21 protein-coding genes, 2 tRNA genes and 1 riboswitch are annotated in these 23,450 nt (G+C 71.7%); of the genes, 13 read left to right on the top strand and 10 right to left on the bottom strand.

Going from position 1 to position 23,450, the window contains the following annotated elements:
• Positions 1-46 precede the first annotated feature (46 nt).
• The 4 genes from ACF1G2_RS14405 to ACF1G2_RS14390 all read left to right on the top strand — a co-directional run bounded on the left by ACF1G2_RS14405 (position 47) and on the right by ACF1G2_RS14390 (position 5,446).
• Positions 47-3,025 carry a UPF0182 family protein gene (locus ACF1G2_RS14405; RefSeq protein ID WP_391798539.1) on the top strand — a complete coding sequence of 993 codons (2,979 nt, stop codon included), beginning with the start codon at positions 47-49 and terminating at the stop codon, positions 3,023-3,025.
• Positions 3,026-3,076: 51 nt separating this feature from the next.
• Positions 3,077-3,150 (top strand) — tRNA-Met (locus ACF1G2_RS14400).
• Positions 3,151-3,358: 208 nt separating this feature from the next.
• Positions 3,359-5,326 carry a tetratricopeptide repeat protein gene (locus ACF1G2_RS14395; protein ID WP_391798538.1) on the top strand — a complete coding sequence of 656 codons (1,968 nt, stop codon included), beginning with the start codon at positions 3,359-3,361 and terminating at the stop codon, positions 5,324-5,326.
• A 46-nt stretch (positions 5,327-5,372) separates the two neighbouring features.
• Positions 5,373-5,446 (top strand) — tRNA-Met (locus ACF1G2_RS14390).
• Between the two features lie 123 nt (positions 5,447-5,569).
• Here ACF1G2_RS14390 and ACF1G2_RS14385 read toward each other — a convergent pair.
• The 3 genes from ACF1G2_RS14385 to hisN all read right to left on the bottom strand — a co-directional run bounded on the left by ACF1G2_RS14385 (position 5,570) and on the right by hisN (position 7,555).
• Positions 5,570-5,989 (bottom strand): Fur family transcriptional regulator, encoded by a 420-nt coding sequence (locus ACF1G2_RS14385; RefSeq protein ID WP_391798537.1) that lies wholly within the window; start codon positions 5,987-5,989, stop codon positions 5,570-5,572.
• Between the two features lie 201 nt (positions 5,990-6,190).
• Positions 6,191-6,592: a cyclic nucleotide-binding/CBS domain-containing protein gene (locus tag ACF1G2_RS14380; RefSeq protein ID WP_391798536.1), complete on the bottom strand. Its 402-nt coding sequence runs from the start codon at positions 6,590-6,592 to the stop codon at positions 6,191-6,193.
• A 162-nt stretch (positions 6,593-6,754) separates the two neighbouring features.
• Positions 6,755-7,555, bottom strand: a complete 801-nt coding sequence (gene hisN, locus ACF1G2_RS14375; protein WP_391798535.1) for a histidinol-phosphatase — start codon at positions 7,553-7,555, stop codon at positions 6,755-6,757.
• A 106-nt stretch (positions 7,556-7,661) separates the two neighbouring features.
• On the opposite strand from hisN, the gene ACF1G2_RS14370 reads away from it, so the two are divergent.
• Entirely contained in the window at positions 7,662-8,321 is a 660-nt protein-coding gene (locus tag ACF1G2_RS14370) for a TetR/AcrR family transcriptional regulator (RefSeq protein WP_391798534.1), read from the top strand.
• Here ACF1G2_RS14370 and ACF1G2_RS14365 read toward each other — a convergent pair.
• The 4 genes from ACF1G2_RS14365 to ACF1G2_RS14350 form a co-directional block, all read right to left on the bottom strand.
• A complete protein-coding gene (locus ACF1G2_RS14365) occupies positions 8,213-8,536 on the bottom strand; it encodes a DMT family transporter (protein WP_376441362.1) in 324 nt (107 codons plus the stop codon). The genes ACF1G2_RS14370 and ACF1G2_RS14365 overlap by 109 nt on opposite strands.
• A gap of 92 nt (positions 8,537-8,628) precedes the next feature.
• Entirely contained in the window at positions 8,629-9,642 is a 1,014-nt protein-coding gene (rsgA, locus tag ACF1G2_RS14360) for a ribosome small subunit-dependent GTPase A (RefSeq protein WP_391798533.1), read from the bottom strand.
• Positions 9,643-9,645: 3 nt separating this feature from the next.
• A complete protein-coding gene (gene aroA / locus ACF1G2_RS14355; protein ID WP_391798532.1) occupies positions 9,646-10,989 on the bottom strand; it encodes a 3-phosphoshikimate 1-carboxyvinyltransferase in 1,344 nt (447 codons plus the stop codon).
• A gap of 29 nt (positions 10,990-11,018) precedes the next feature.
• Positions 11,019-11,705, bottom strand: coding sequence for a M50 family metallopeptidase (locus ACF1G2_RS14350; RefSeq protein WP_391798531.1), 687 nt, complete (start codon positions 11,703-11,705; stop codon positions 11,019-11,021).
• A 62-nt stretch (positions 11,706-11,767) separates the two neighbouring features.
• Here ACF1G2_RS14350 and ACF1G2_RS14345 point away from each other — a divergent pair, with 62 nt between their 5' ends.
• From ACF1G2_RS14345 to def, 8 genes are all read left to right on the top strand, one after another.
• A complete protein-coding gene (locus tag ACF1G2_RS14345; RefSeq protein WP_391798530.1) occupies positions 11,768-12,583 on the top strand; it encodes an SOS response-associated peptidase in 816 nt (271 codons plus the stop codon).
• Positions 12,584-12,621: 38 nt separating this feature from the next.
• Positions 12,622-13,257, top strand: a complete 636-nt coding sequence (locus tag ACF1G2_RS14340; protein ID WP_391798529.1) for an alpha/beta family hydrolase — start codon at positions 12,622-12,624, stop codon at positions 13,255-13,257.
• Between the two features lie 240 nt (positions 13,258-13,497).
• A complete protein-coding gene (locus ACF1G2_RS14335) occupies positions 13,498-14,154 on the top strand; it encodes a sigma-70 family RNA polymerase sigma factor (protein ID WP_352186978.1) in 657 nt (218 codons plus the stop codon).
• Complete coding sequence (gene rsrA / locus ACF1G2_RS14330; RefSeq protein ID WP_383177653.1) at positions 14,151-14,450, top strand: mycothiol system anti-sigma-R factor; 300 nt, start codon at positions 14,151-14,153, stop codon at positions 14,448-14,450. Before ACF1G2_RS14335 ends, rsrA begins: the two co-directional genes overlap by 4 nt.
• Positions 14,451-14,592: 142 nt before the next feature.
• Positions 14,593-16,098 (top strand): HD-GYP domain-containing protein, encoded by a 1,506-nt coding sequence (locus tag ACF1G2_RS14325; RefSeq protein WP_391798580.1) that lies wholly within the window; start codon positions 14,593-14,595, stop codon positions 16,096-16,098.
• A complete protein-coding gene (locus tag ACF1G2_RS14320; protein ID WP_391798528.1) occupies positions 16,095-17,396 on the top strand; it encodes an HD-GYP domain-containing protein in 1,302 nt (433 codons plus the stop codon). The genes ACF1G2_RS14325 and ACF1G2_RS14320 overlap by 4 nt, the downstream gene beginning before the upstream one ends.
• Positions 17,397-17,475: 79 nt before the next feature.
• The gene (locus ACF1G2_RS14315; RefSeq protein WP_260228954.1) at positions 17,476-18,456 is read left to right on the top strand and encodes a hypothetical protein; all 981 of its coding nucleotides are present in this window, start codon (positions 17,476-17,478) and stop codon (positions 18,454-18,456) included.
• A 69-nt stretch (positions 18,457-18,525) separates the two neighbouring features.
• Positions 18,526-19,155 carry a peptide deformylase gene (def, locus tag ACF1G2_RS14310; protein WP_391798527.1) on the top strand — a complete coding sequence of 210 codons (630 nt, stop codon included), beginning with the start codon at positions 18,526-18,528 and terminating at the stop codon, positions 19,153-19,155.
• A gap of 76 nt (positions 19,156-19,231) precedes the next feature.
• On the opposite strand, the gene ACF1G2_RS14305 is transcribed toward def, so the two are convergent.
• The 3 genes from ACF1G2_RS14305 to ACF1G2_RS14295 form a co-directional block, all read right to left on the bottom strand.
• Positions 19,232-20,245 (bottom strand): ribonucleotide-diphosphate reductase subunit beta, encoded by a 1,014-nt coding sequence (locus ACF1G2_RS14305; protein ID WP_391798526.1) that lies wholly within the window; start codon positions 20,243-20,245, stop codon positions 19,232-19,234.
• Complete coding sequence (locus ACF1G2_RS14300; RefSeq protein ID WP_391798525.1) at positions 20,245-22,608, bottom strand: ribonucleoside-diphosphate reductase subunit alpha; 2,364 nt, start codon at positions 22,606-22,608, stop codon at positions 20,245-20,247. Before ACF1G2_RS14300 ends, ACF1G2_RS14305 begins: the two co-directional genes overlap by 1 nt.
• Positions 22,609-22,736: 128 nt before the next feature.
• Positions 22,737-22,871, bottom strand: a riboswitch (cobalamin riboswitch).
• A 46-nt stretch (positions 22,872-22,917) separates the two neighbouring features.
• Positions 22,918-23,421 (bottom strand): GNAT family N-acetyltransferase, encoded by a 504-nt coding sequence (locus ACF1G2_RS14295; protein ID WP_391798524.1) that lies wholly within the window; start codon positions 23,419-23,421, stop codon positions 22,918-22,920.
• Between the last annotated feature and the right edge of the window lie 29 nt (positions 23,422-23,450).

Here is a 23,450-nt window from a genome sequence, read left to right as displayed (position 1 = left end):
TGCTTTATCGACGCATCAACCTGAGGGGCGCACGTTGGCTTTCCAGATGCCCGACCGCGGAGGCGGCGGAGGTCCGTCCGGGCCACGGATCAGAGTCGGCCGGCCGTCCCGGCGGGCCCGCACGCTGCTCATGACCCTGGGTGTGCTGGCCGTCCTGGCCATGGTGTTCGTCATGTTCGCCGGGTTCTGGACGGACTGGCTCTGGTACCGCTCTGTCCAGTACTCGTCCGTGTTCACCACCACGCTGTGGACCAAGATCGGCCTGTTCGCCGTCTTCGGTCTGCTGATGGCGCTCGCCGTCGGGTTCAACATCTGGCTGGCGCACCGGCTCCGGCCGCCGCTGAGCGCGATGTCGCTGGAGCAGCAGAGCCTCGACCGGTACCGGATGGGGCTCGCGCCCTACAAGAAGTGGGTGCTCCTCGCGATCACCGCGCTCGTCGGCCTGATCGCCGGTGCCTCGGCCTCCGGCCAGTGGCGGACCTGGCTCATGTGGGTCAACGGCGTGTCGTTCGGCCAGAAGGACCCCCAGTTCCAGCTGGACGTGTCGTTCTACGCCTTCGACCTGCCCTGGTACCGCTCGCTGCTGGCCTTCGGCTTCGCCGCCGCCGTCCTGTCGCTGGTGGCCGCCGCGCTGACGCACTACCTGTACGGCGGACTGCGCGTCACCAGCCCCGGTGCCCGCGCCACCGCCGCCGCGACGGGGCACCTGTCGGTGCTCCTCGGCGTCTTCGTCTCCCTCAAGGCCGTGGCGTACTGGCTCGACCGGTACGGCCTCGCCGTGAAGTCCAGCGACTTCAAGGCGGCGGGCAACTGGACGGGTCTGCGGTACGTCGACGCCAACGCCTACCTTCCGGCGAAGACGATCCTGTTCTGCATCGCCGTGATCTGCGCCGTGCTCTTCTTCGCGACGCTGTGGCGCCGCACCTGGCAGCTTCCCGTGATCGGCTTCGGCCTCATGGTCCTGTCGGCGATCCTGATCGGCGGCCTGTACCCGGCCATCGTGCAGAAGTTCCAGGTCCAGCCGAACGAGCAGGCCAAGGAAGCGCCGTACATCCAGAAGAACATCGATGCCACGCGCAAGGCGTACGCCATCGACGGCACCGAGCCGGAGAACTACTCGGGCAAGTCGACGGTGAAGGCCAAGGACCAGCTCCGCGCGAACTCGGACACGGCGGCCAGCTACCGGCTGATCGACCCGAACATCGTGTCGCCGACGTTCCAGCAGCTGGAGCAGAAGCGGAAGTACTACCAGTTCCCGACCACCCTCGACGTCGACCGCTACAAGGGCCAGGACACCGTCGTCGGCCTGCGCGAGCTCAACATCAAGGGCATCCCGAAGCGGAACTGGATCAACGACCACTTCACGTACACCCACGGCTACGGCGCGATCATGGCCGCGGGCACGCAGACGGACGCCAACGGCTCCCCGGTCTTCACCGAGGCGGGCCTGCCGACCACCGGAATGCTCGGCCCGTACCAGCAGCGGATCTACTACGGCGAGAAGACGGACCAGTACTCGATCGTCGGCGGCCCGCAGAAGGAGCTGGACTACGAGGAGAACGGCGAGAAGACCACCAGCTACGAGGGCAAGAGCGGGGTCAACCTCTCCAACACCTTCAACCGCGCCGCGTACGCGGTGGCGTTCAGCGAGCCGCAGATCCTCTACTCGGGAGCCATCGGCGACGGCTCGCGGATCCTCTACAACCGCACGCCCAAGGAGCGCGTCGAGGCGGTCGCACCCTGGCTGACCATCGACGGCGACGCCTACCCGGCGGTCGTGAACAAGAAGATCGTCTGGATCGTCGACGCGTACACGACCACGAACGGCTACCCGTACGCCTCGCGCACCACGCTCGGCGACACCACGGCGGACTCCCTGACCGTGGGCAACCAGCAGCGCGCGGTGGTCGCCCAGCAGAACCAGGTCAACTACATCCGCAACTCGGTGAAGGCCACCGTCGACGCCTACGACGGCACGGTGACCATGTACGAGTGGGACAAGAAGGACCCGGTCCTCAAGACGTGGATGAAGGCGTTCCCGGACACCGTCAAGCCGCGTGAGGCGATCAACCCCGAGCTGATGCAGCACCTGCGCTACCCGCAGGACATGTTCAAGGTCCAGCGCGAGCTGCTCACCCGGTACCACGTGAAGGACCCGGCGCAGTTCTACAGCGGCTCGGACGCCTGGCAGGTGCCGGACGACCCGACCAACAAGGACGGCAACGCGGTCCCGCCGTACTACCTGAGCATGAAGATGCCGGGGGACAAGCAGCAGCAGTTCTCGCTGACGACGACGTTCACCCCCAACGGGCGGCCCAACCTGGGCGGCTTCATGGCGGTCGACGCCGACGCCGGCTCCAAGGACTACGGCCGCATAAGGCTGTTGAGAGTCACCTCCGAGGTCCCGGGACCCGAGCAGGTGCAGAACAAGCTCAACAGCCTCCCGTCGGTGGCCACCTTCGTCCGTGACATGAAGGGCGCCGACTCCGACATCCAGTACGGCAACCTGCTGACGGTGCCGCTCGACGGCGGCTTCCTGTACGTCGAGCCGGTGTACGCCCAGGGCCGCAACGCGCACTACCCGCTGCTGAAGAAGGTCGCGGTGTCGTACGTGGACGCGGACCAGCCGGACGGTGACACCACCAAGGACACCACGGTGTTCGAGGACAACCTCACCGACGCGCTGAACGCGGTCTTCGGAGTGGACGGCGCCACGCCGCCCCAGCAGCCCGAGCAGCCGGGCACCAAGCCGCCGACGACGCCGACGACCAACGACGCCGCGCTGAAGCAGGCCATCGCCGACGCGCAGAAGGCGATGGACGACGGTGAGGCGGCTCTGCAGAAGGGCGACTGGACCGCGTACGGCAAGGCCCAGGAGGCACTGCAGGACGCCCTCCAACGGGCCGCGGAGGCGGGCGCGAAGCTGCCCTCGACGGACCAGAAGCCGGGCGGCACGGAGCCGAAGCCGGGGGCGACGCCGTCCACCGGGCCGACGCCGACGTCGAGCGCGAGCCCGGCAGGCTGACCAGCCCGGTCGGGAGCCACTCCGCGTCGTGATACCTTTAAGGCACAACGACGCGGGGTGGAGCAGCTCGGTAGCTCGCTGGGCTCATAACCCAGAGGTCGCAGGTTCAAATCCTGTCCCCGCTACTGAAGACTAGGGCCCGGATCCTTCAGGATCCGGGCCCTAGTCGCGTGTCCGCACGGGGGCGCACGACTGCCCGAAGAGCGGTGGAGAAGGGGCGAGTTGAGGTGAGTCGTGTTTGACTTGTCTCTCTGTGGGCATGTCGACAAAACGCTGAAGTGACCTCACTGGCTGCGGTATACCAGGTGTACGCGCGTTGCGGGTGGTGCGACGATGGTTTTTATGGGGGACAGGGCAACTCTGTTGGAGACAGGGCGGTTTGTGCAGCGGCACGCTCGACGTGCCGCAGATGACATCATCGAGGCCGCGGTGGCCGTCGATGCGGCCGTCGACACCACCGCCGACACCGAGACCGAGAGCGACACGGAGACCGAGGCGCGCCACCGTCGCGCCGCCGAGAACGGCGACGCCGCGTCCATGAGCGTGCTCGGCGCGCTGCTGCTGCGCCGCGGTGACCTGGACGGTGCCGAGCCCTACCTGCGCGGCGCCACGGCCGAGGGGGACCGCGCCGCCGCCAACAACCTGGGCGTCCTGCTGCACCAGCGCGGTTACGCGGAGGAGGCCGCCGGCTGGTGGCGGGTCGCTGCCGTCGCGGGCTCCGCGCCCGCCGCCCACGCGCTCGGCCGCCACCACCGCGAGCGCGGCGACGAGCCCGCCGCCGAGTACTGGCTGCGCCAGTCCGCCGAGCAGGGCCACGCCCTGGGGGCGTACGCCCTCGCCGACCTCCTGGAGCACCGCAGCGACGTCGGCGCCGAGCGGTGGCTCCGCGCGGCCGCCGAGCAGGGCCACCGCGAGGCCGCCTACCGCCTCGCCCTGGCCCTGGAGCGGCGCGCGACGGAGACCGACGGACCGGCCGGCCTGAGCGGCGCGGCGGCGGGTACGGCCCCCGGTACGGCCTCGGCGCCCGGCGCGCTGCCCGGACCGGCCGCCGGCCCGGCGTCCGGCGACGGCGCCACCGCGCCGCCCGCCGGAGAGCTGGGCGAGGCCGAGCAGTGGTTCCGGCAGGCGGCCGCGCGCGGGCACCGCCGGGCCGCGCTCCACCTCGGCGCGCTCCTGGAGAAGCGTGGCGAGCTCAAGGAGGCGGGCCGCTGGTACCTGAGCTCGGCCAAGGAGGGCGAGGCGAAGGCGGCCTGCGCGCTCGGCTTCCTGCTGCGCGATGCCGGGGACGAGGAGAGCGCCGCCGTGTGGTGGCTGCGCGCCGCCCAGGACGGCGATGGCAACGCTGCCAACGCCCTCGGCGCCCTGCACGCCGCCCGTGGCGAGCAGCAGACCGCCGAGCGCTGGTACCGCGCCGCGATGGACGCGGGCGACGTCAACGGGGCGTACAACCTCGGGCTCCTCTGCGCCGCCCAGGACCGCAACCAGCAGGCCGAGCAGTGGTACCGCCGCGCCGCGTACGCGGGCCACCGTGAGGCCGCCAACGCGCTCGCCGTGCTCCTCCTCCAGGCCGGCGACGCGAACGGCGCCGAGCCGTGGTTCTCCAAGGCTGCCGAGGCCGGCAGCGTCGACGCCGCCTTCAACCTCGGCATCCTCTACGCGGGTCGCGACGACGACCGTACGGCGCTGAGCTGGTACGAGCGTGCGGCGGCGGCCGGGCACACCGAGGCCGCCCTCCAGGTCGGCATCGCCTGCCTGCGGGACGGCGACGAGCAGACCGCCGAGCGCCATCTGCGGTGCGCGGCGGGCGGCGGCAGCGCCGAGGCGGCGTTCCGGCTGGCGAGCGTCCTCGACGCGCGCCGCCCGCAGCCCGGACCGCCTGCACTCGGCGCCCCGCGCGAGGAGAAGACCGAGTGCGAGGAGTGGTACGAGCGCGCCGCCCAGCAGGGGCACCGGCGTGCGCAGGTGCGGGTGGGCATGCTGGCCGCCGCCCGCGGCGACGTGGCGGAGGCGGCCCACTGGTACCGCGAGGCCGCGGAGGCGGGCAGCCGTAACGGTGCCTTCAACCTCGGCCTGCTGCTGGCCCGCGAGGGCAGTGAGCGCGAGGCCGCCCTGTGGTGGACCCGCGCCGCCCGGGCCGGACACGGGCGGGCCGCGCTGCGGCTCGCCCTGCTCGCGGCACGGCGCGGAGAGCTGACGGAGGGCAGGCACTGGTGCGCGCGGGCCGTGGAGCTGGGTCCCGCGGAGGTGGCCGAGAGGGCGGCGCGGCTGAGCGAGGCGCTGCACCAGGAGCTCACCGCTTAAGCGATTTGCGCTGGTCGTGGCCGTCCCGTAAGGTTAGGTTCACCGACGCGGGGTGGAGCAGCTCGGTAGCTCGCTGGGCTCATAACCCAGAGGTCGCAGGTTCAAATCCTGTCCCCGCTACTCAGTAGCACCGAAGGCCCGGATCCTCTGGATCCGGGCCTTCGTCGTGTCCGGGTCCGCATCGGCGACACACGGAGAAGCCCCCCACCTCGGTGGGGGGCTTCCGGCGTCTCGGATTGCGTCTCAGGCGGTCGAGGCGCAGTTCGGGCAGAGGCCCCGGTACGTGACCTCCACGCCGGAGATCGTGAAGCCGAAGCGCTCCGAGTCCGGGAGGTCCGCCAGCGGGTTGCCGGCGGGGTGGACGTCGCGGATCGCGCCGCAGCGGCCACAGACCAGGTGCTGGTGCGGGCGATGGGCGTTCGGGTCGTACCGCTTGGCGCGGCCGTCCGTCGCGACCTCCATCACCTCGCCGAGGGTGACCATCTCGCCCAGGGTGTTGTAGACGGTCGCCCGGGAGATCTCGGGCAGCCGTTCCACGGCACGGGCGTGGACCTCGTCGGCGGTCAGATGGACATGGTCTCCGTCGAGCACCTCGGCCACGACGCGCCGCTGCGCGGTCATTCGCCAGCCGCGGCCGCGCAGACGTTCCAACAGGTCACTCATGGGAGCCAGGGTAACAGCGGGGGTCCATGATCCCGAACGGGTGTGACTTTGGATGTTCACTTGTCTTGGACATTGTCTATTGTAGGCTCGACCGGCAAGCGGCCGGAGGCCGCGGTCCAGGCCCTGCGCGGCCGAGGGCGCTTGTCGTGAAGAGGGGGAGGGCCGGTACGCGATCGCGCGTGCCGGCCCTCTTCTCTCGTCTCAGCTCGCCATGGTCGTCGCGTGGTGGTGTGCCGGGGTCCAGCAGCGGATGATGTCGCGTACGGAGACGATGCCGACCGGCCCGTGTCCGTCGAGGACGACGAGGTGGCGGAAGCCGCCGTGGGTCATGGCGGCGGCCGCCTCCTCCAGGGTCCAGGCGGGTGCGGCGAAGACGACGTCGGTGGTGGTGTGGGAGCCCGCGGTCTCGTGGTCCGGGTTCTGGCCGGCGCCGATGGAGTTGAGGATGTCGCGCTCGGTGAGGATTCCGAACCCGCCGGCGTCGGTGTCGTGGACGACCGCCGCGCCGACGCGGCGCGCCGACATCAGCCGGGCGGCCTGGCGGAGAGTGTGGGTGGGGCCGATGGTGAGGACCACCGTGCTCATGGCGTCACGGACGAGCATGAAAGGAGCCACCTCCTCGGTGAACCGTTCCCGCTTTCAACGAGAACGAATTCACAAGTTCACAAGTGGGGGGACTTTCAGAGTCGCAGCGGGCCGGGGGCCTGACAAGGGGGCGCGCGAGGCGCGCCCGGGGGGTGCGTGAGGCGGCTCGTCCGCCGTGCGTCAGTCCTTCTGGTTGAGGTAGCTCAGCAGTTCGCCGTGGAGCAGACCGTTCGACGCCGCCGCGTCGCCGCTGTGCGGGCCGTGCCGGCCGTCCAGGCCGGTGAACGTGCCGCCCGCCTCCTGGACGACGATCGCCGTCGCCGCCATGTCCCAGAGCGAGAGCTCCGGTTCGGCGCAGAGGTCCACCGCGCCCTCGGCGACCATCATGTACGGCCAGAAGTCGCCGTACGCCCGGGTCCGCCAGCAGGCGCGCGTGAGGTCGAGGAAGCCGTCGAGCCGGCCCCGCTCCTCCCAGCCGCTGAGCGAGGAGTACGCGAACGAGGCGTCACCCAGCTCCGCGACCTTCGAGACCTGGATCCGCGTCGCCGACGTCAGGCTGCGGCCCGTGAACGCCCCCGCGCCCTTCGCCGCCCACCAGCGGCGGCCCAGCGCCGGCGCGGAGACCACGCCGACCACCGGCTGGAACCCGCTGTCGCCGGCCTCCATCAGCGCGATCAGGGTCGCCCAGACCGGCACGCCTCGCACGTAGTTCTTGGTGCCGTCGATCGGGTCGATCACCCAGCGGCGCGGGCCCGTGCCCTCCACGCCGTACTCCTCGCCGAGGATCGCGTCGCGCGGGCGCGCCCGCTGCAGCTGACCGCGGATCAGCTCCTCGGCGGCCTTGTCCGCCTCGCTCACCGGCGTCATGTCCGGCTTCGTCTCGACCTTCAGGTCGAGCGCCTTGAACCGGTCCATGGTGGCCGCGTCGGCGGCATCCGCGAGGACGTGGGCGAGACGCAGATCGTCGTGGTAATCGGCCATGGTCGAAACTCTATCCCCCGAAGGGGCGTGGCCCGGCGGGAGGCCTTGACAGTGCGTGGCGGCCCGTCAACTCTGAGCGCAGAACCGTTCTGGCCGGGAGGCGACGATGCCGACTGCCCGTGAGGCCCTGCTCGATGCCGCCCTCGCGTCGCTCGCGGTGCTGCCCTGGTCCGCGGTCCGGATGGTCGACGTCGCCTCCGCCGCCGGTGTCTCCCGGCAGACCCTGTACAACGAGTTCGGCAGCAAGGAGGGCCTCGCCCGCGCGCTCGTACGGCGCGAGGCGGACGCGTACCTCCAGGGCGTCGAACGAGTCCTGGCCGCGCCCGCGCCGCCCCGGCGGAACCTCCTCGCCGTCGCCGAGTGGACCGTCTCCCAGGCCTACACCCGCCCCGTTCTGAGGGCCCTGCTCACCGGCTGCTGGGGCGAGCGGCTCCCCGTGCCCCGCCCGGCCAGAGCCGGATCACGCGCCTCCGCCGTCCCCGCGCAGCGCCGCGCCGACGCGGGCGTGCCGTCCCCCACCGACCTGCTCCGCCTCGCCCGTGACCGCGCCGCGACGGTGCTCCAGGATCGCGACGGGGACGTGCGGAACTCCTGCGAGATCGTGCTGCGGCTCGCGCTCTCCTACGTCGTCGCCCCCGCACCCCTCGTCGTGGAAGGTCAGTGCGCCGACCCCGAGAGCTGGAGTCCGACCACGCCGACGATCACCAGCGTGATCGACACGATCTTCAGGGTCGACACGACGTCGCCGAGGAAGACCATCCCGTAGATCGCCGTCCCGGCCGCGCCGATGCCGGTCCACACCGCGTACGCGGGGCCCACGTCCAGCTTGCGCAGCGCGAGCGTCAGAAGTCCGAAGCTGCCGAGGGCGAAGCAGGCGAAGGCGACCGTCGGCCAGAACCGGGTGAACCCGTGCGAGAGCTTCAGGCAGACCGCGAACCCCGTCTCCAGGAGCCCGGCGACCACCACGAGCAGCCACGCCATCGTCAGTGCCTCCCACGCCGTAGGTGACTGCTTCGTCGCACTTGGTGCGATTATGCACTTACCAACGGTGGTGGACCGCAAACGTGGGCGCGTCAGTCGCCGTCGCGTCGCTCCCGGGTCGCGAGCAGCCGCCGCAGTGAGTACAGCCGCGCCGGGTCCGCGTGCCCCTCGGCCACCCACGCGTCCAGCGCGCAGTCCGGCTCGTCGTGGCTGCAGGCCCGCGGACAGTTCTCCGTACCCGGTACGAGATCGGGGAAGGCGAGGATCACCCGGGACGGGTCGACGTGGTTGAGACCGAAGGAACGCACGCCCGGGGTGTCGATCACCCAGCCGCCCTCGCGGGAATCGAGCGGGAGGGCGAGCGCCGAGGTGGTGGTGTGCCGGCCGCGACCCGTCACGGCGTTGACGTGCCCGGTGGTCCGCCGCCGGTCCTCCGGGACCAGCGCGTTGACGAGGGTCGTCTTGCCGACACCGGAGTGGCCGACGAACGCGGTCGTGCGGCCCTTCAGGTGCTCGTGCACCCGCTCGGCGGCGACTCCGTCCACGAACTCGTCGCGCGTGGTGACCACGTACGGCACACCCAGCGCGCCGTACATCTCCAGGAGCTCGTCCGGCTTCGCCAGGTCCGACTTGGTCAGCACCAGCAGCGGGGTCAGCCCGCCGTCGTACGCGGCGACCAGACAGCGGTCGATCAGCCGCGGGCGCGGCTCGGGGTCGGCGAGCGCGGTGACGATCGCCAGCTGGTCGGCGTTGGCGACGACGACCCGCTCGAACGGGTCGTCGTCGTCGGCCGTGCGGCGGAGCACGGAGCTGCGCTCACCGATCCGTACGATCCGGGCCAGCGTGTCCTTCTCGCCGGACAGATCGCCCACGAGCGAGACCCGGTCGCCGACGACCGCGGCCTTGCGGCCCAGCTCGCGCGCCTTCATCGCCAGGACCACCCGGTCCTCGACGAGGACGGTGAGCCGGCCGCGGTCCACGGTGAGGACCATGCCCTCGACCGCGTCCTCGTGCTTGGGACGGATGGTGGTGCGGGGACGGTTGCCCTTGCGGTTGGGCCGCTGGCGGATGTCGTCCTCGTCGGTGCGCTTCCCGTAGTGCCGCATGGATCAGACTCCGAGCATTTCGGTCCACATCCTGGGGAAGTCGGGCAAGGTCTTGGCCGTCGTCGCCACGTTCTCGATCTCCACACCCTCGACCGCGAGGCCGATGATCGCGCCCGCGGTCGCCATCCGGTGGTCGTGGTACGTGTGGAAGACCCCGCCGTGCAGCGGGCGCGGGCGGATGAGCAGACCGTCCTCGGTCTCCGTCACGTCGCCGCCGAGCTCGTTGATCTCCTTGGTGAGCGCCGCGAGCCGGTCCGTCTCGTGGAGCCGCAGGTGCGCGACGCCGCGCAGCGTCGAGGGCGAGTCCGCGAGCGCCGCGACCGCCGCGATACCGGGCGTCAGCTCTCCGACCTCGCTCAGGTCCACGTCGATGCCGTGGATCCGGCCGGTTCCGGTGAAGGTGAGACCCGCCTCGGTCAGCTCGCAGGAGCCACCCATCTCGGTGAAGATCTCGCGCAGCGCGTCACCGGGTTGGGTGGTCCTGGCGGGCCAGTCCGGGACCGTCACCCGGCCGCCGGTGACCAGGGCCGCGGCCAGGAAGGGCTGCGCGTTGGACAGGTCGGGCTCGACTGTCAGATCGCGTCCGAGCAGCGCCGAAGGGGAGACCCGCCAGACGTTCGCCTCGCCGCCGGTCTCCGGCTCGTCGACCTGGGCGCCCACCTGGCGGAGCATGTCGACGGTCATCCGGATGTGGGGGAGGGAGGGGAGCTTCGCTCCCACGTGCCGTACCTCCACGCCCTGGTTGAAGCGGGGGGCCGAGAGCAGCAGGGCGCTCACGAACTGGGAGGACGAGGAGGCGTCGATCTCCACCGGGCCGCCGTCCAGCGCCCCGCCGCCGTGCACGGTCATCGGCAGCGCGCCGCGCCCGTCGTCGTCGATCCGGGCGCCGAGCACGCGCAGCGCGTCGATCACACCGTGCAGCGGTCGCTCGTGGGACCGGGCGTCGCCGTCGAAGTGCACCGGGCCGTCGGCGAGGGCCGCGACCGGGGGCAGGAAGCGCATGACCGTGCCGGCGTTGCCGACGTCCACGGTCGCAGGGCCGTGCAGCCCGGCCGGGATGATCCGCCAGGCCTCGCCGGTGCCGCCCGCGGCCGAGGAGCTGGAGTTGACCGTCTCCTCGATCTTCACGCCCAGGGTGCGCAGGGCCTCCGCCATGAGCAGCGTGTCGCGGGAGCGCAGCGGGCGGCGGAGCCAGCCCGGCTCGGCGGCGAGCGCGGCGAGGACCAGTCCGCGGTTGGTGACCGACTTCGATCCGGGCACGGTGACGGTCGCGTCGACGGCACCGCTCGCATAGGGGGCGGGCCAGAGGTCGGTGTGCAGGTCGGCGTGCGGGGAGGTATCGGTCATGCCCCTCACTTTAGTGGGGCACGCGGTGGCTACAGCCCCAGCAGCCAGCGGCCTCCGCCGATCAGGGAGCAGATCGCGACCGCGTGGAAGAAGAAGAGCCAGAGCGCCGGGTGGACATGGGTGAGCCGGGCGAGCTGGTCGGCGTCGGAGTCCGGTGCCCCTCCGTGGCGCCGCTTGCCCTGGAGCTCGAAGACCGGGCGGACCCCGCCGAGGAGCAGGAACCAGACCACGGAGTACGCGAACGCGGACTGGACGTCCGGGCCGGTGAGCCAGGAGACCAGCAGGAACGCGGCGCCCGTCACGAGGACGGTGAAGATCCCGTACGCGTTCCTGACCATCACCAGCATGACGAGGAGGAGCGCGGTGGCGAGCCAGAGGAGCAGCGTGATCCGGTGGTCGGCGAGCAGCCAGGCGCCGCCGAGGCCGAGCAGCGGGGCGGCGGTGTAGCCGGCGGCGGCGGTGAGGATCATGCCGATGCCGGTGGGGCGCCCGCGCGAGACGGTCAGCCCGCTGGTGTCCGAGTGGAGCCGGATGGACTGCAGCCGGCGGCCCGTCACGAGGGCGATCAGACCGTGGCCGCCCTCGTGCGCGATGGTGACGGCGTTCCGCGAGATCCGCCATATCGCGCGGGGGACGGTGACGAGGAGCGCGGCCACGCCGGTGACGATCACCAGCCACTCTTCAGGGGCGGGCTGTGTGCCGAGGACTTCGGTCATTTTCTGGACTGGCTCCTCGGACGGGATCGGGATCGGATCGGGATCGTGGCAGTGTGGCACGTATGTGCGGACGGTATGCAGCGAGTCGTCGGCCCGAGGACCTGGTGGGGATCTTCGAGGTCGAGAAGTGGGAGCCGGAGGAGACCCTGGCTCCGGACTGGAACGTGGCCCCGACCAAGGACGTCTACGCGGTACTGGAGCGTCCTCTCAAAGACGCGGATTCGCCGCGGCCGGTTCGCCAGCTGCGGAGACTGAAATGGGGCCTCGTGCCCTCCTGGTCGAAGACGCCCGAGGGCGCGGCCCGGATGATCAACGCGAGGGCGGAGACGATCGCCGAGAAGCCCTCCTTCAAGCGCGCCTTCGCCGCGCGCCGGTGCATCCTGCCCGCGGACGGCTACTACGAGTGGGTGACCGGCGCCGGGGAGCGGGAGCTGGAGGTCGAGGGGAAGAAGAAGCGGACGCGGAAGCAGCCGTACTTCGTCACCCCGGCGGACGGGTCCGTCTTCGCCATGGCGGGCCTCTACGAGTTCTGGCGCGACCGCACCCTGCCCGACGACCACCCGGCGGCCTGGTGGGTGACGTGCTCGGTCGTCACGACGGAGGCGGAGAGCGGCCCGCTCGGCGTGGCCCCCGAGGAGGGCCCCCACTCGCTCGCCGACATCCACCCGCGGATGCCGCTCATGCTCACCCCGGACCGCTGGGACGCCTGGCTGGACCCGCGCCGCACCGACGCCGAGGAGCTCAAGGGCCTGCTCGCGGCGCCGCCCGAGGGGCTCATGCGGGCGTTCCCGGTCGCGACGGCGGTGAGCAACGTCCGCAACAACGGACCCGAGCTCATGAAGGAACTCGACGGCCCGGAGGTCGGCACGCTGTTCTGAGCGCACCCCGGGACGGCCGCGCGCGGCAGGATGGGGGTGTGACCACGAGTGAGATCGTTCCGACCGACGCCGGGGACGCCCGGATCACCTGGTACCCGGGGAAGAAGCCGTGGGCGGTGCTCGCCCTGAGCCACGGGGCCGGCGGCGGGATCGAGGCGCGCGACCTCCAGGCCCTGGCGGGCGCGCTGCCCGCCGGCGGAGTGACCGTCGCGCTCGTCGAGCAGCCGTGGCGGGTCGCCGGGAAGAAGGTGGCCCCGGCGCCGAAGACCCTGGACACCGGCTGGCGCGGGATCTGGCCCGCCCTCGGCCGGCCCGGCCTCCCGGTGATCGCCGGCGGGCGCAGCGCGGGTGCCCGCGTCGCCTGCCGGACCGGGAAGGAGCTCGGCGCCGCGGCCGTCCTCGCGCTGAGCTTCCCGCTGCACCCGCCGGGCAGGCCGGAGAGGTCCCGCGCCGACGAGCTGCTCGGGACGGCCCTGCCCACCCTCGTCGTCCAGGGCGGCAACGACTCCTTCGGGAAGCCCGCCGAATTCCCCGAAGGGCCGTACCGGCTCGTCGAGGTGCCGTACGGCGATCACGGCTTCACCGTGGCCAAGCGCGCCCCCGTGACACCGGAGGGGACCCTCGCCCTCGTCGTCGGCGAGGTCACGTCGTGGATCACGTCACTCCGCCCCTGAGGGCGGGAATGCCGAGCGTGCGACCACGGTTGTGCCCCATGTCGGTGTGAGAGCAAGGAAGAGGGAGTCCGTCGCATGGGTTCGACCATCTGCCCCGAGCGCGCGCAGGCCGCTGACCTCGACTGGACAGTGCTGCCCGCTCCCAAGACCGCCCCTGTTCGGGCGGCGGGCGGAGCGGTTCCTCGTCTATCCTCCGAATCGAGTGGGTCCGCATTCGGATTCGCCGCAGCGCTGGAGGAGGTGGGTCCGGTCACTGGGACCGACACAGGGACCGACGACGGCCCCGAGGAGACGACCGCGGAGCGCAACGCGCGCTTCGAGCGGGACGCCCTCGGCTACCTCGACCAGATGTACTCCGCCGCGCTCCGGATGACGCGTAATCCCGCGGACGCCGAGGACCTGGTGCAGGAGACGTACGCCAAGGCGTACGGCTCGTTCCACCAGTTCCGCGAGGGTACGAACCTGAAGGCCTGGCTGTACCGCATCCTCACCAACACCTTCATCAACTCGTACCGCAAGAAGCAGCGTGAGCCCCAGCGGAGCGCCGCCGAGGAGATCGAGGACTGGCAGCTCGCCCGTGCCGAGTCGCACATGTCGACGGGTCTGCGGTCCGCCGAGTCTCAGGCGCTCGACCACCTGCCGGACTCCGACGTCAAGGAAGCGCTCCAGGCGATCCCCGAGGAATTCCGCATCGCCGTCTATCTCGCGGATGTCGAGGGCTTTGCGTACAAGGAGATCGCGGACATCATGGGTACACCCATCGGTACGGTGATGTCCCGACTGCACCGGGGCCGCCGCCAGTTGCGCGGCATGCTCGAGGACTACGCCCGCGACCGCGGGCTCGTTCCCGCGGGCGCCGGAGAGTCGTCGAACGATCTGAAAGGCTCGGGCTCATGAGCTGCGGAGAGCCGCACGAGACGGATTGCTCAGAGGTCCTGGATCATCTCTACGAGTTCCTCGACCATGAGATGCCCGACAGTGACTGCACGAAGTTCGAGGTGCACTTCGAGGAGTGCTCCCCCTGTCTGGAGAAGTACGGCCTGGAGCAGGCGGTGAAGAAGCTCGTCAAGCGCTGCTGCGGCAGTGACGACGTGCCCACCGATCTGCGGGCCAAGGTGATGGGCCGCATCGACCTGATCCGCTCGGGCCAGGCCGTGCCCGAGCAGGACGTCACGGCGACCGCTCCGGAGTAGCCCCGCACGTCGAGAAGGGCCGCCGCGACGGGATCGCGGCGGCCCTCGCGCATACGTCAGCTTGTATCACCCGATGGTGCGAATCGGCCGCCGCAGCCCCGCACGCCCCGTCCAACTCGCTAGCGTGACAGCCGTGATGGGCGTGATGGCGATTCCCCGGGCGGCACGCGTGTACGTCGGCTGCGCCCTCGTCGGCGCCGCCGGCTGCGCACTGCCCGCCCTGCGCCCCGGCGCGCACACGCCCTGGAGCGCCGTCGCGCTCCTCGCCGCGCTGTACGCCCTGTGCGAGCTCCCCGGCCGTTGCCCGCTCCTCGGGCGGCTGCTCGGCGGCACCACGGCGCCCATGGGCGCCGGCTCCTTCTTCCCCGTCCTGCTCGCCTCCGCGCTGCTCCTGCCGCCCGCGGCCGCCGCGCTCACCGCGCTGCCGGGGGCGCTGGTCGCCCGGGTCGAGCAGCGCCCGGCGGGGGTGCGCCGGGTCTGGCGCACCTCCCAGCTCCTGATCGCCGTCTGGGCCGCCGCGCTCGTCGCCGGGGCCCTGGCCTGCGACGAGGCCATCGGGAAGGGGGCGTACGTCCCCGACTTCCCCTACGCACTGCTCCCCGCCGCGGCCTCCGCGCTCACCTTCTGCCTGGTCCTGACGGCCCTCGACGGCGGGATCCGGATCGCCGCCGAGAGGATCCCGCCGCGCACGGCGTGGCGGGGACAGCTCGGCCGCGCGCTCGCCCCGTACGCCGTGCACGGCCTCGCCGGTCTGATGATGGCGGTGCTCTGGCGCAGCACGTACGGCCCCGTCGCCGCGCTCTTCGTCCTGCTGCCGATGTACATCTCCTGCTGGGTCTTCGCCCAGTACCATCGCGAACGCGCCGCGCACCAGGCGACGATCCGCGCCCTCGTGCAGGCCGTCGACATCAAGGACCGGTACACCCGCGGACACAGCGAGCGGGTCGGCCGGGCGTCGGCGCTGATCGCCCACGAGCTGGGCATGGCGGAGGAGCGCCTGGAGATCCTCCGCTTCGCGGGGATCCTGCACGACGTGGGCAAGCTCGGCGTTCCGACCCGGGTGCTCCGGAAGGACGGGCCGCTGACCCCCGAGGAGCGCCGGACCATCGAACTGCATCCCGAGTACGGACACGAGATGGTCCGCGGCATCGGCTTCCTCGGTGAGGCCCGGGCGGCGATCCTGCACCACCACGAGCGGATGGACGGCAGCGGATACCCGTACGGGCTCAGCGGGAGCCAGATCCCCGAGTTCGCCCGGGTGGTCGCGGTCGCCGACGCCTTCGACGCGATGACCTCGACCCGGTCCTACAGCAGGGCCCGGCCGGTGGCGACGGCGGTCGCGGAGCTGGAGCGGTGCGCCGGCACGCACTTCGACCCCAGGATGGTCGGGGCGCTGGTCCGGGCGCTCGACCGGCACGGCTGGCAGACGGCGGTCACCGCAGACGAAACCGGCATGCCCGGAAACGTTCCGCCCGCGCGCGGCCCGGTCGCGGCTGCGCACACCGTGCGCGCGCCGCGCGCCGCCGCCGGGCCGCCGCCCGCCCCCGACGCGGTCGCCACCCTCGGTGACCGCGCGGCGCTTCCGGCGCGGCGCCCGGGAGCCCGCGTCGCGCCCCATGCGCATGTCCCGCCCGGCGGGCGCGCGTGAGGCGCCCCCGGAGCGTGACCCTCGGGGCGGTCCACGGCGGCGCGCTCGTGCTCACCGCCGCCGGGTTCGGCTTCACGCTCTGGAACGGGGTCAGCGATCCCGGGAACGCCCTCGCGTTCGGGGTCCTCATCGCCGTCGGCGAGCTGGCCCGCTGGGGAGCCCCGCCCGGGGCCGGCGCACCGACCGCGCTCGGCGAGCTCCGGGGGAGGGAGCCCGCGCCGCTCGCCGCCGCCGGAGCCCTCGCCTACGCCCTCCTCGGCGAACAGGCCGGGTACGCGACCACCCACGGCGTCCTCCAGATCGTCGCCGTCGTCGTGGCGGGACGGCTCGCCGGGATCGTCCCGCACCTCGCCCGCGGTGAGGAACCCGACCTCGACCACCAGGCCCGCCGCATCCTCACCGTCGGCTTCGCCGCCCTCTGCTTCCAGCCGCTCTACAACTCCGGCGAGGTCACCGCCCGCCTCGGCAACGGCCCCGCCTACGCCCTCCTCCTCGCCCTGCTCCTCGGCCTCACCGCCCTGTGCGACGCCGTCCTCGCCGCCCTGATGCTCCGCGCCCGCACCGGCTTCCCGTACGGTCCCCTCCTCCACGAGGAGCTCCGCGCCCTGATCGGCATCGGCTCCGCCGTCTGCGCCACCGGCACCGTCATGGCGCTCGGCGTGGCCGCCGCCGGACTCTGGGCCCTGCCCGTCTTCTGCGTGCCGCTGCTCCTCACCCAGGTCTCCTTCCGGCGCTACGAGGCCGTACGCGCCACCAACCGGCAGACCATCGCCTCGCTCGCCCGCGCCACCGAGATCGCCGGCTGCACCCCACCGGGCCACGCCCACCGCGTCGCCGCGCTCAGCGGGGCCGTCGGGCGTGAGCTGGGTCTCACCGGGCCCGAGCTGACCGTCCTGGAGTACGCCGCCCTCATGCACGACATCGGGCAGCTCTCCCTCGTCGACCCCGTCCCCGAAGGCGCCACCGCGCTCCTCCCCGCCGAGGAACAGCGCCGGATCGCCCTCCTCGGCGGCGCGGTCGTCCGCCAGACCGGCGTCCCGGCGGCCGTGGCCGTCGTCGTGGAACGCCAGGCCGACCCGTACCGCGACCAGCCGCTGCCCGCCCGGATCGTCCGTACCGTCAACGCCTACGACGACCTCACCGGCGCCGGTCCAGGGGCCGCCGGGTCGCTCGCCGCCCTCGAACGGCTCCGCCTCTCCACCGCCAGGGACCACCATCCCGAGGTCGTCGAATCCCTTGCGCGGGTCCTCGCGCGAGGCGCCGTGACCGGGGGCGTCACCCCTGTCCCTCCTGGGTAACCCATGGGTAATGAGCGCGCGTCCAACCGGGCATGGTTGGATGCGAACAAGAGGGTGAAGCGACCGGCAGGCGGGAATCGTGAGGATCTTCGGGAAGGTACGGCATCGGCCCTCCGCCTCGTGGCGGCAGGCCACCGACCGCGCGTTCACGCTGATCGGCGACGGCCGGTACGAGGACGCGGGCGCGCTCCTGACGCGCGCGGCGGATCTGGAGCCCTGGCTCTCGGAGTCCTGGTTCAACCTGGCGCTCCTGCACAAGTTCCGCCACGACTGGGAGCAGGCCCGGGCCGCCGGGCTGCGCGCCGTCGCGCTCCTCGACAAGGAGACCGGCGCCCCCGACTGGTGGAACGTCGGCATCGCCGCCACCGCGCTCCAGGACTGGCCGCTGGCCCGCCGCGCCTGGCAGGCCTACGGGCTCAAGGTGCCCGGGGCCTCCGCCGGGACCGGTGAGCCCGCCGGGATGGAGCTGGGAAGCGCCGCCGTGCGGCTCTCGCCGGAGGGCGAGGCCGAGGTCGTGTGGGGCCGCAGGCTGGACCCGGCCCGGATCGAGGTCCTCTCCATCCCACTGCCGTCCTCCGGCCGCCGCTGGGGGGAGGTCGTCCTCCACGACGGCGTGCCCAACGGCGAGCGCACCACCAGCGCCGGCCCCTCGTACCCCGTCTTCGACGAGATCGAGCTCTGGGCGCCCTCGCCCGTCCCCACCTGGGTGGTCCTCCTGGAGGCAGCCACCGAGGCGGACCGGGACGCCCTGGAGCAGCTCGCCGCAGACGCCGGTTTCGCCGCGGAGGACTGGTCCTCCTCGGTCCGGCTGCTCTGCCGCGCCTGCTCCGAGTCGACGATGCCCAGTGCCGAGGGCGAGGGCGAGCACCTCGACCCGCACGACCACAGCGAACCGGGCCACCCCGGCCCGCTCGGCCACCGTTCGCCCGGTGAGCTCTGGGTCCCCGAACGGGAGTGCGGGATCGCCGCGCCCGTGGGTCTGGTCCGCGGCCTGCTCGACGGCTGGGTGGCGGACAGCCCCGACAGCCGTGAGTGGCGGGATCTCGAAGAGGTCTGCTGAACTGCCCGGATCCTGCCCTTAGGCTGTACGGGACCATTGACTGGGGTTCTGAGGAAGGCGTGCGGCGGAATGGCGCAGCAGGAGACTGACGAGCAGATCAACGACGGTTTCGTCGTCGACACGGAGGACTGCGAGGCGCGCGAGCTCGCGTACCGCGAGCGCGGCACGGCGCGCCCGATCACGGTCGTCGGCAACCCGGTGCTCCACCGGGAGTGCAAGGACGTCACGGAGTTCGACGACAAGCTCGCGGCGCTGATCGACGACATGTTCGCCAGCCAGAAGGCCGCCGAGGGCGTGGGCCTGGCCGCGAACCAGATCGGCGTCGACCAGAAGGTCTTCGTCTACGACTGCCCCGACGACGAGGGCGTCCGCCACACCGGCGTCGTCGTCAACCCGGTGCTCCAGGAGCTGCCGGCCGAGCGCCGCATTCTGGACGACTCCAACGAGGGCTGCCTCTCGGTCCCGACCGCGTACGCCTCGCTGGCCCGCCCGGACTTCGCGGAGGTCCACGGTCAGGACGCGCAGGGCAACCCGATCAAGGTCCGGGGCACCGGCTACTTCGCGCGCTGCCTCCAGCACGAGACGGACCACCTGTACGGCTTCCTGTACATCGACAAGCTCTCCAAGCGCGAGCGCAAGGACGCGCTGCGCCAGATGGAAGAGGGCACCCCGCGGTACGAGACGGTCCCGAACGACTGACCTCGGTGTACGGCGAAGGGCCCCGCTCCCCCCGGAGCGGGGCCCTTCGCCGTGCCTGCGGGGCCTGGCGGCGGACCTAGAAGTCCTCGTCCAGGTCGACCGAGCCCTCGACCGCCACCTGGTAGGCGGACGGACGGCGCTCGAAGAAGTTCGTCAGCTCCTGGACGCCCTGGAGCTCCATGAACGCGAACGGGTTCTCGGAGCCGTACACCGGGGCGAAGCCCAGACGCTGGAGGCGCTGGTCGGCGACGCACTGGAGGTACTCGCGCATCGACTCGGTGTTCATGCCCGGCAGCCCGTCACCGCACAGGTCGCGGCCGAACTGCAGCTCCGCCTCGACGGCCTCCTTCAGCATGTCGGTGACCTGCTGCCGGAGCGCGTCGTCGAAGAGCTCCGGCTCCTCCTTGCGGACGGTGTCCACGACCTCGAAGGCGAAGTTCATGTGCATCGTCTCGTCCCGGAACACCCAGTTGGTACCGGTCGCGAGGCCGTGCAGCAGACCGCGGGAGCGGAACCAGTACACGTAGGCGAAGGCGCCGTAGAAGAACAGGCCCTCGATGCAGGCGGCGAAGCAGATCAGGTTCAGCAGGAAACGGCGGCGGTCGGCCTGCGTCTCCAGACGGTCGATCTTCTCGACCGAGTCCATCCACCTGAAGCAGAACTGCGCCTTCTCGCGGATCGAGGGGATGTTCTCCACCGCGTCGAAGGCCGCCGCGCGGTCCTCAGGGTCGGGCAGGTAGGTGTCGAGCAGCGTCAGATAGAACTGGACGTGCACGGCCTCCTCGAACAGCTGGCGCGAGAGGTACAGGCGCGCCTCGGGGGAGTTGATGTGCTTGTACAGCGTCAGCACGAGGTTGTTGGCGACGATCGAGTCACCGGTCGCGAAGAACGCGACCAGACGGCCGATCATGTGCTGCTCGCCCGGCGTCAGCTTGGCGAGGTCGGCGACGTCCGAGTGGAGGTCGACCTCCTCCACCGTCCACGTGTTCTTGATCGCGTCCCGGTAGCGCTCGTAGAAGTCCGGGTAGCGCATCGGACGCAGGGTCAGCTCGAAGCCCGGGTCGAGAAGGTTCTTGTCGGAAGAGCTCATTACTGGCAGGCCTCGCAGGACTCGGGGTTTTCGAGGGAGCAGGCGACGGCCTCTTCGGGGGTCGCCTGGACGGGGATGGGCGCGGAGGCCTGGGCCGCGCGGGCGATCCGGGTCGCCGGGCGGGAGCGCAGGTAGTACGTCGTCTTCAGGCCCTGCTTCCAGGCGTACGCGTACATCGACGACAGCTTGCCGATCGTCGGCGTCTCCAGGAACAGGTTCAGGGACTGCGACTGGTCGAGGAACGGCGTACGGGCCGCCGCCATGTCGATCAGACCGCGCTGCGGGATCTCCCACGCCGTCCGGTACAGCTCGCGCACCTCGGCCGGGACCCAGGTGAAGCCGGCCACCGAGCCGTTGGACTCGCGCAGCGCCTCACGGGTCTGCGCGTCCCACACGCCGAGCCTCTTCAGCTCCTCCACCAGGTACGAGTTGACCTGGAGGAACTCGCCCGAGAGCGTCTCGCGCTTGAACAGGTTGGAGACCTGCGGCTCGATGCACTCGTACACGCCCGCGATCGAGGCGATCGTCGCCGTCGGCGCGATGGCGAGCAGCAGGCTGTTGCGCATGCCGACCGCGGCGATCCGCTCGCGCAGCGCCGCCCAGCGCTCGGGCCAGTTGAGCTCCACGTCGTAGTGGTCGGGGTGCAGGACACCGCGGGCCGCGCGGGTCTTGTCCCAGGCCGGCAGCGGCCCGTTCCGCTCGGCGAGGTCGGCGGACGCCTCGTACGCGGCGAGCATGATCCGCTCGGCGATACGGGTCGACAGCGCGCGAGCCTCGGCGGAGTCGAAGGGCAGCTTGAGCTGGAAGAAGACGTCCTGGAGGCCCATCGCGCCCAGGCCGACCGGGCGCCAGCGGGCGTTGGAGCGGCCCGCCTGCTCGGTCGGGTAGAAGTTGATGTCGACGACCCGGTCGAGGAAGGTGACGGCCGTACGGACGGTCGCGTCGAGCCGCTCCCAGTCGATGTCCGAACCGACCACGAACGCACCGAGGTTGACCGAGCCCAGGTTGCAGACGGCCGTCTCGCCGTCGTCCGTGACCTCCAGGATCTCCGTGCAGAGATTGGAGGAGTGGACGGTGTGGCCCGGCTCGGCGGTCTGGTTGGCCGTACGGTTCGAGGCGTCCTTGAACGTCATCCAGCCGTTGCCGGTCTGGGCCAGGGTCCGCATCATCCGGCCGTACAGGTCACGGGCCGGCATGGTCTTGCGGGCCAGGCCCTTCGCCTCGGCGGCGCGGTACGCCGCGTCGAACTCCTCGCCCCACAGGTCCACCAGCTCGGGCACGTCCGCCGGGGAGAAGAGCGACCAGTCGGCGTCCGCGTTGACCCGGCGCATGAACTCGTCCGGGATCCAGTGCGCCAGGTTCAGGTTGTGCGTACGCCGGGCGTCCTCACCGGTGTTGTCACGGAGCTCCAGGAACTCCTCGATGTCCGCGTGCCAGGTCTCCAGGTAGACCGCGGCCGCGCCCTTGCGCCGTCCGCCCTGGTTCACGGCCGCCACCGAGGCGTCCAGCGTCTTCAGGAACGGCACGATGCCGTTGGAGTGCCCGTTGGTGCCGCGGATCAGCGAACCGCGGGCGCGGATGCGGGAGTACGACAGGCCGATGCCGCCCGCGTGCTTCGAGAGCCGCGCGACCTGGTGGTACCGGTCGTAGATGGAGTCCAGCTCGTCCAGCGGGGAGTCGAGGAGGTAGCAGGACGACATCTGCGGGTGGCGGGTGCCGGAGTTGAAGAGCGTGGGGGAGGAGGGCAGGTAGTCGAGCCGGCTCATCAGCCCGTACAGCGCGGCGACCTCGTCGAGCGCGCGGGTGGAGTCGTCCTCGGCGAGGCCGCAGGCGACGCGCAGCATGAAGTGCTGCGGGGTCTCGATCACCTGGCGGGTGATCGGGTGACGGAGCAGATAGCGCGAGTAGAGGGTCCGCAGACCGAAGTAGCCGAAGCGGTCGTCCGCGTCCGCGTCGATGAGCGCGTCGAGCCGCTCGGAGTGCCGCCGGACGAACTCGGCCGTACGGTCGGCGATCAGGCCCTCGCGGTGACCGACGGTGACGGACGCCGAGAAGGTGACCGAGCCCTGCGAGGCCGCCTCGTCGGCGATCGTGATCGTGAGCAGCCGGGCGGCGAGCCGCGAGTACGCCGGGTCCTCGGCGATCAGACCCGCCGCCGCCTCCGTGGCCAGCTCGCGCAGCTCCGCCTCGTCCGAACCGGCGTTGCGGCCGCGCAGCGCGGCGGCGGCGACCTTGCCGGGGTCGGTGTCGGTGAGGTCGGCGGTGAGGTCGGTCAGGGTCCGCAGAAGCACGGTCCCGGGTCCGTCGCTCTCGTTGCCGTCGCTCTCGATCGCTGCGGCCGGATCGGCGGGCGCGATGGTCACGTGGGGCTCTCCCTCGCTCGGCTCGGGGCCGGCGGAGGGAGGCGGGCGGCGGCCGCACCCGTGGACAGGGGAGGGCCGCGCCACGGCCCACTCCGCGAGGCCCGGACGTCTGTGGCACCCGGAACGGAAGGACCGGGCGCGCCGTCCGCAGGTCTTCGGACTCGGTCCGCGTGCGCAAGCATGCAGAAACCACACCGTTGCGGGACAGTTCCGGATTTCCACCGGATTCCCCTGTGAGGACAGCGAGCATGAGCATACATGTGGGGGGCGCTCCTCGAAGCACCCCCCACATGTTGTGTCGTTGGGGAGTCAGAGCTCCAGGGCATAGGTGAGCAGGGGGTCCATGTCGGGCACGGGTGTCCAGTCCCGGCCGGGCGTGCGGACGAAGCCCATCCGCTCGTATATCCGGTGCGCCGAGGCCATCCGGGGCTGCGTCGAGAGCACCACGCGACGGCATCCCCCGGTCTCCCGCGCCCGCTCCACACACGCCCGTACGAGCGCCTCGCCGACGCCCCGGCCCCGCGCCTCCTTCGCCACGGCGAGCATCCGGAACTCGGCCTCGCCCTCACCCGCGATGTCGGCCCACTCCTCGCCGCCCCGGGCGAAGGTCACCCCGCCGAGCACGGTGCCCGAGCGGTCCACCGCCACCAGCACCTCCGCCTCCGCGACCCGCCGGGGCACGTCCCGCAGCAGGTGGAGGTAGTCGTCCTCCTCGCCGAAGTCGAGGTGTCCGTCGTCGAGGTAGGCGCGCGCGGTGATGTCGCCGAGGGCCTCGTGCTCCTCGGGCCGTACCGCCCTGATGGTGAAGTCCATGGAGGGCAGTCTGCCTCGGGGGTACGGCG

The organism is Streptomyces sp. NPDC013457, from assembly GCF_043089925.1.
GTDB lineage: Bacteria > Actinomycetota > Actinomycetes > Streptomycetales > Streptomycetaceae > Streptomyces.
Note: the sequence above shows the minus strand (reverse complement) of the source record. Positions and strands in the feature narration are given on the sequence as shown.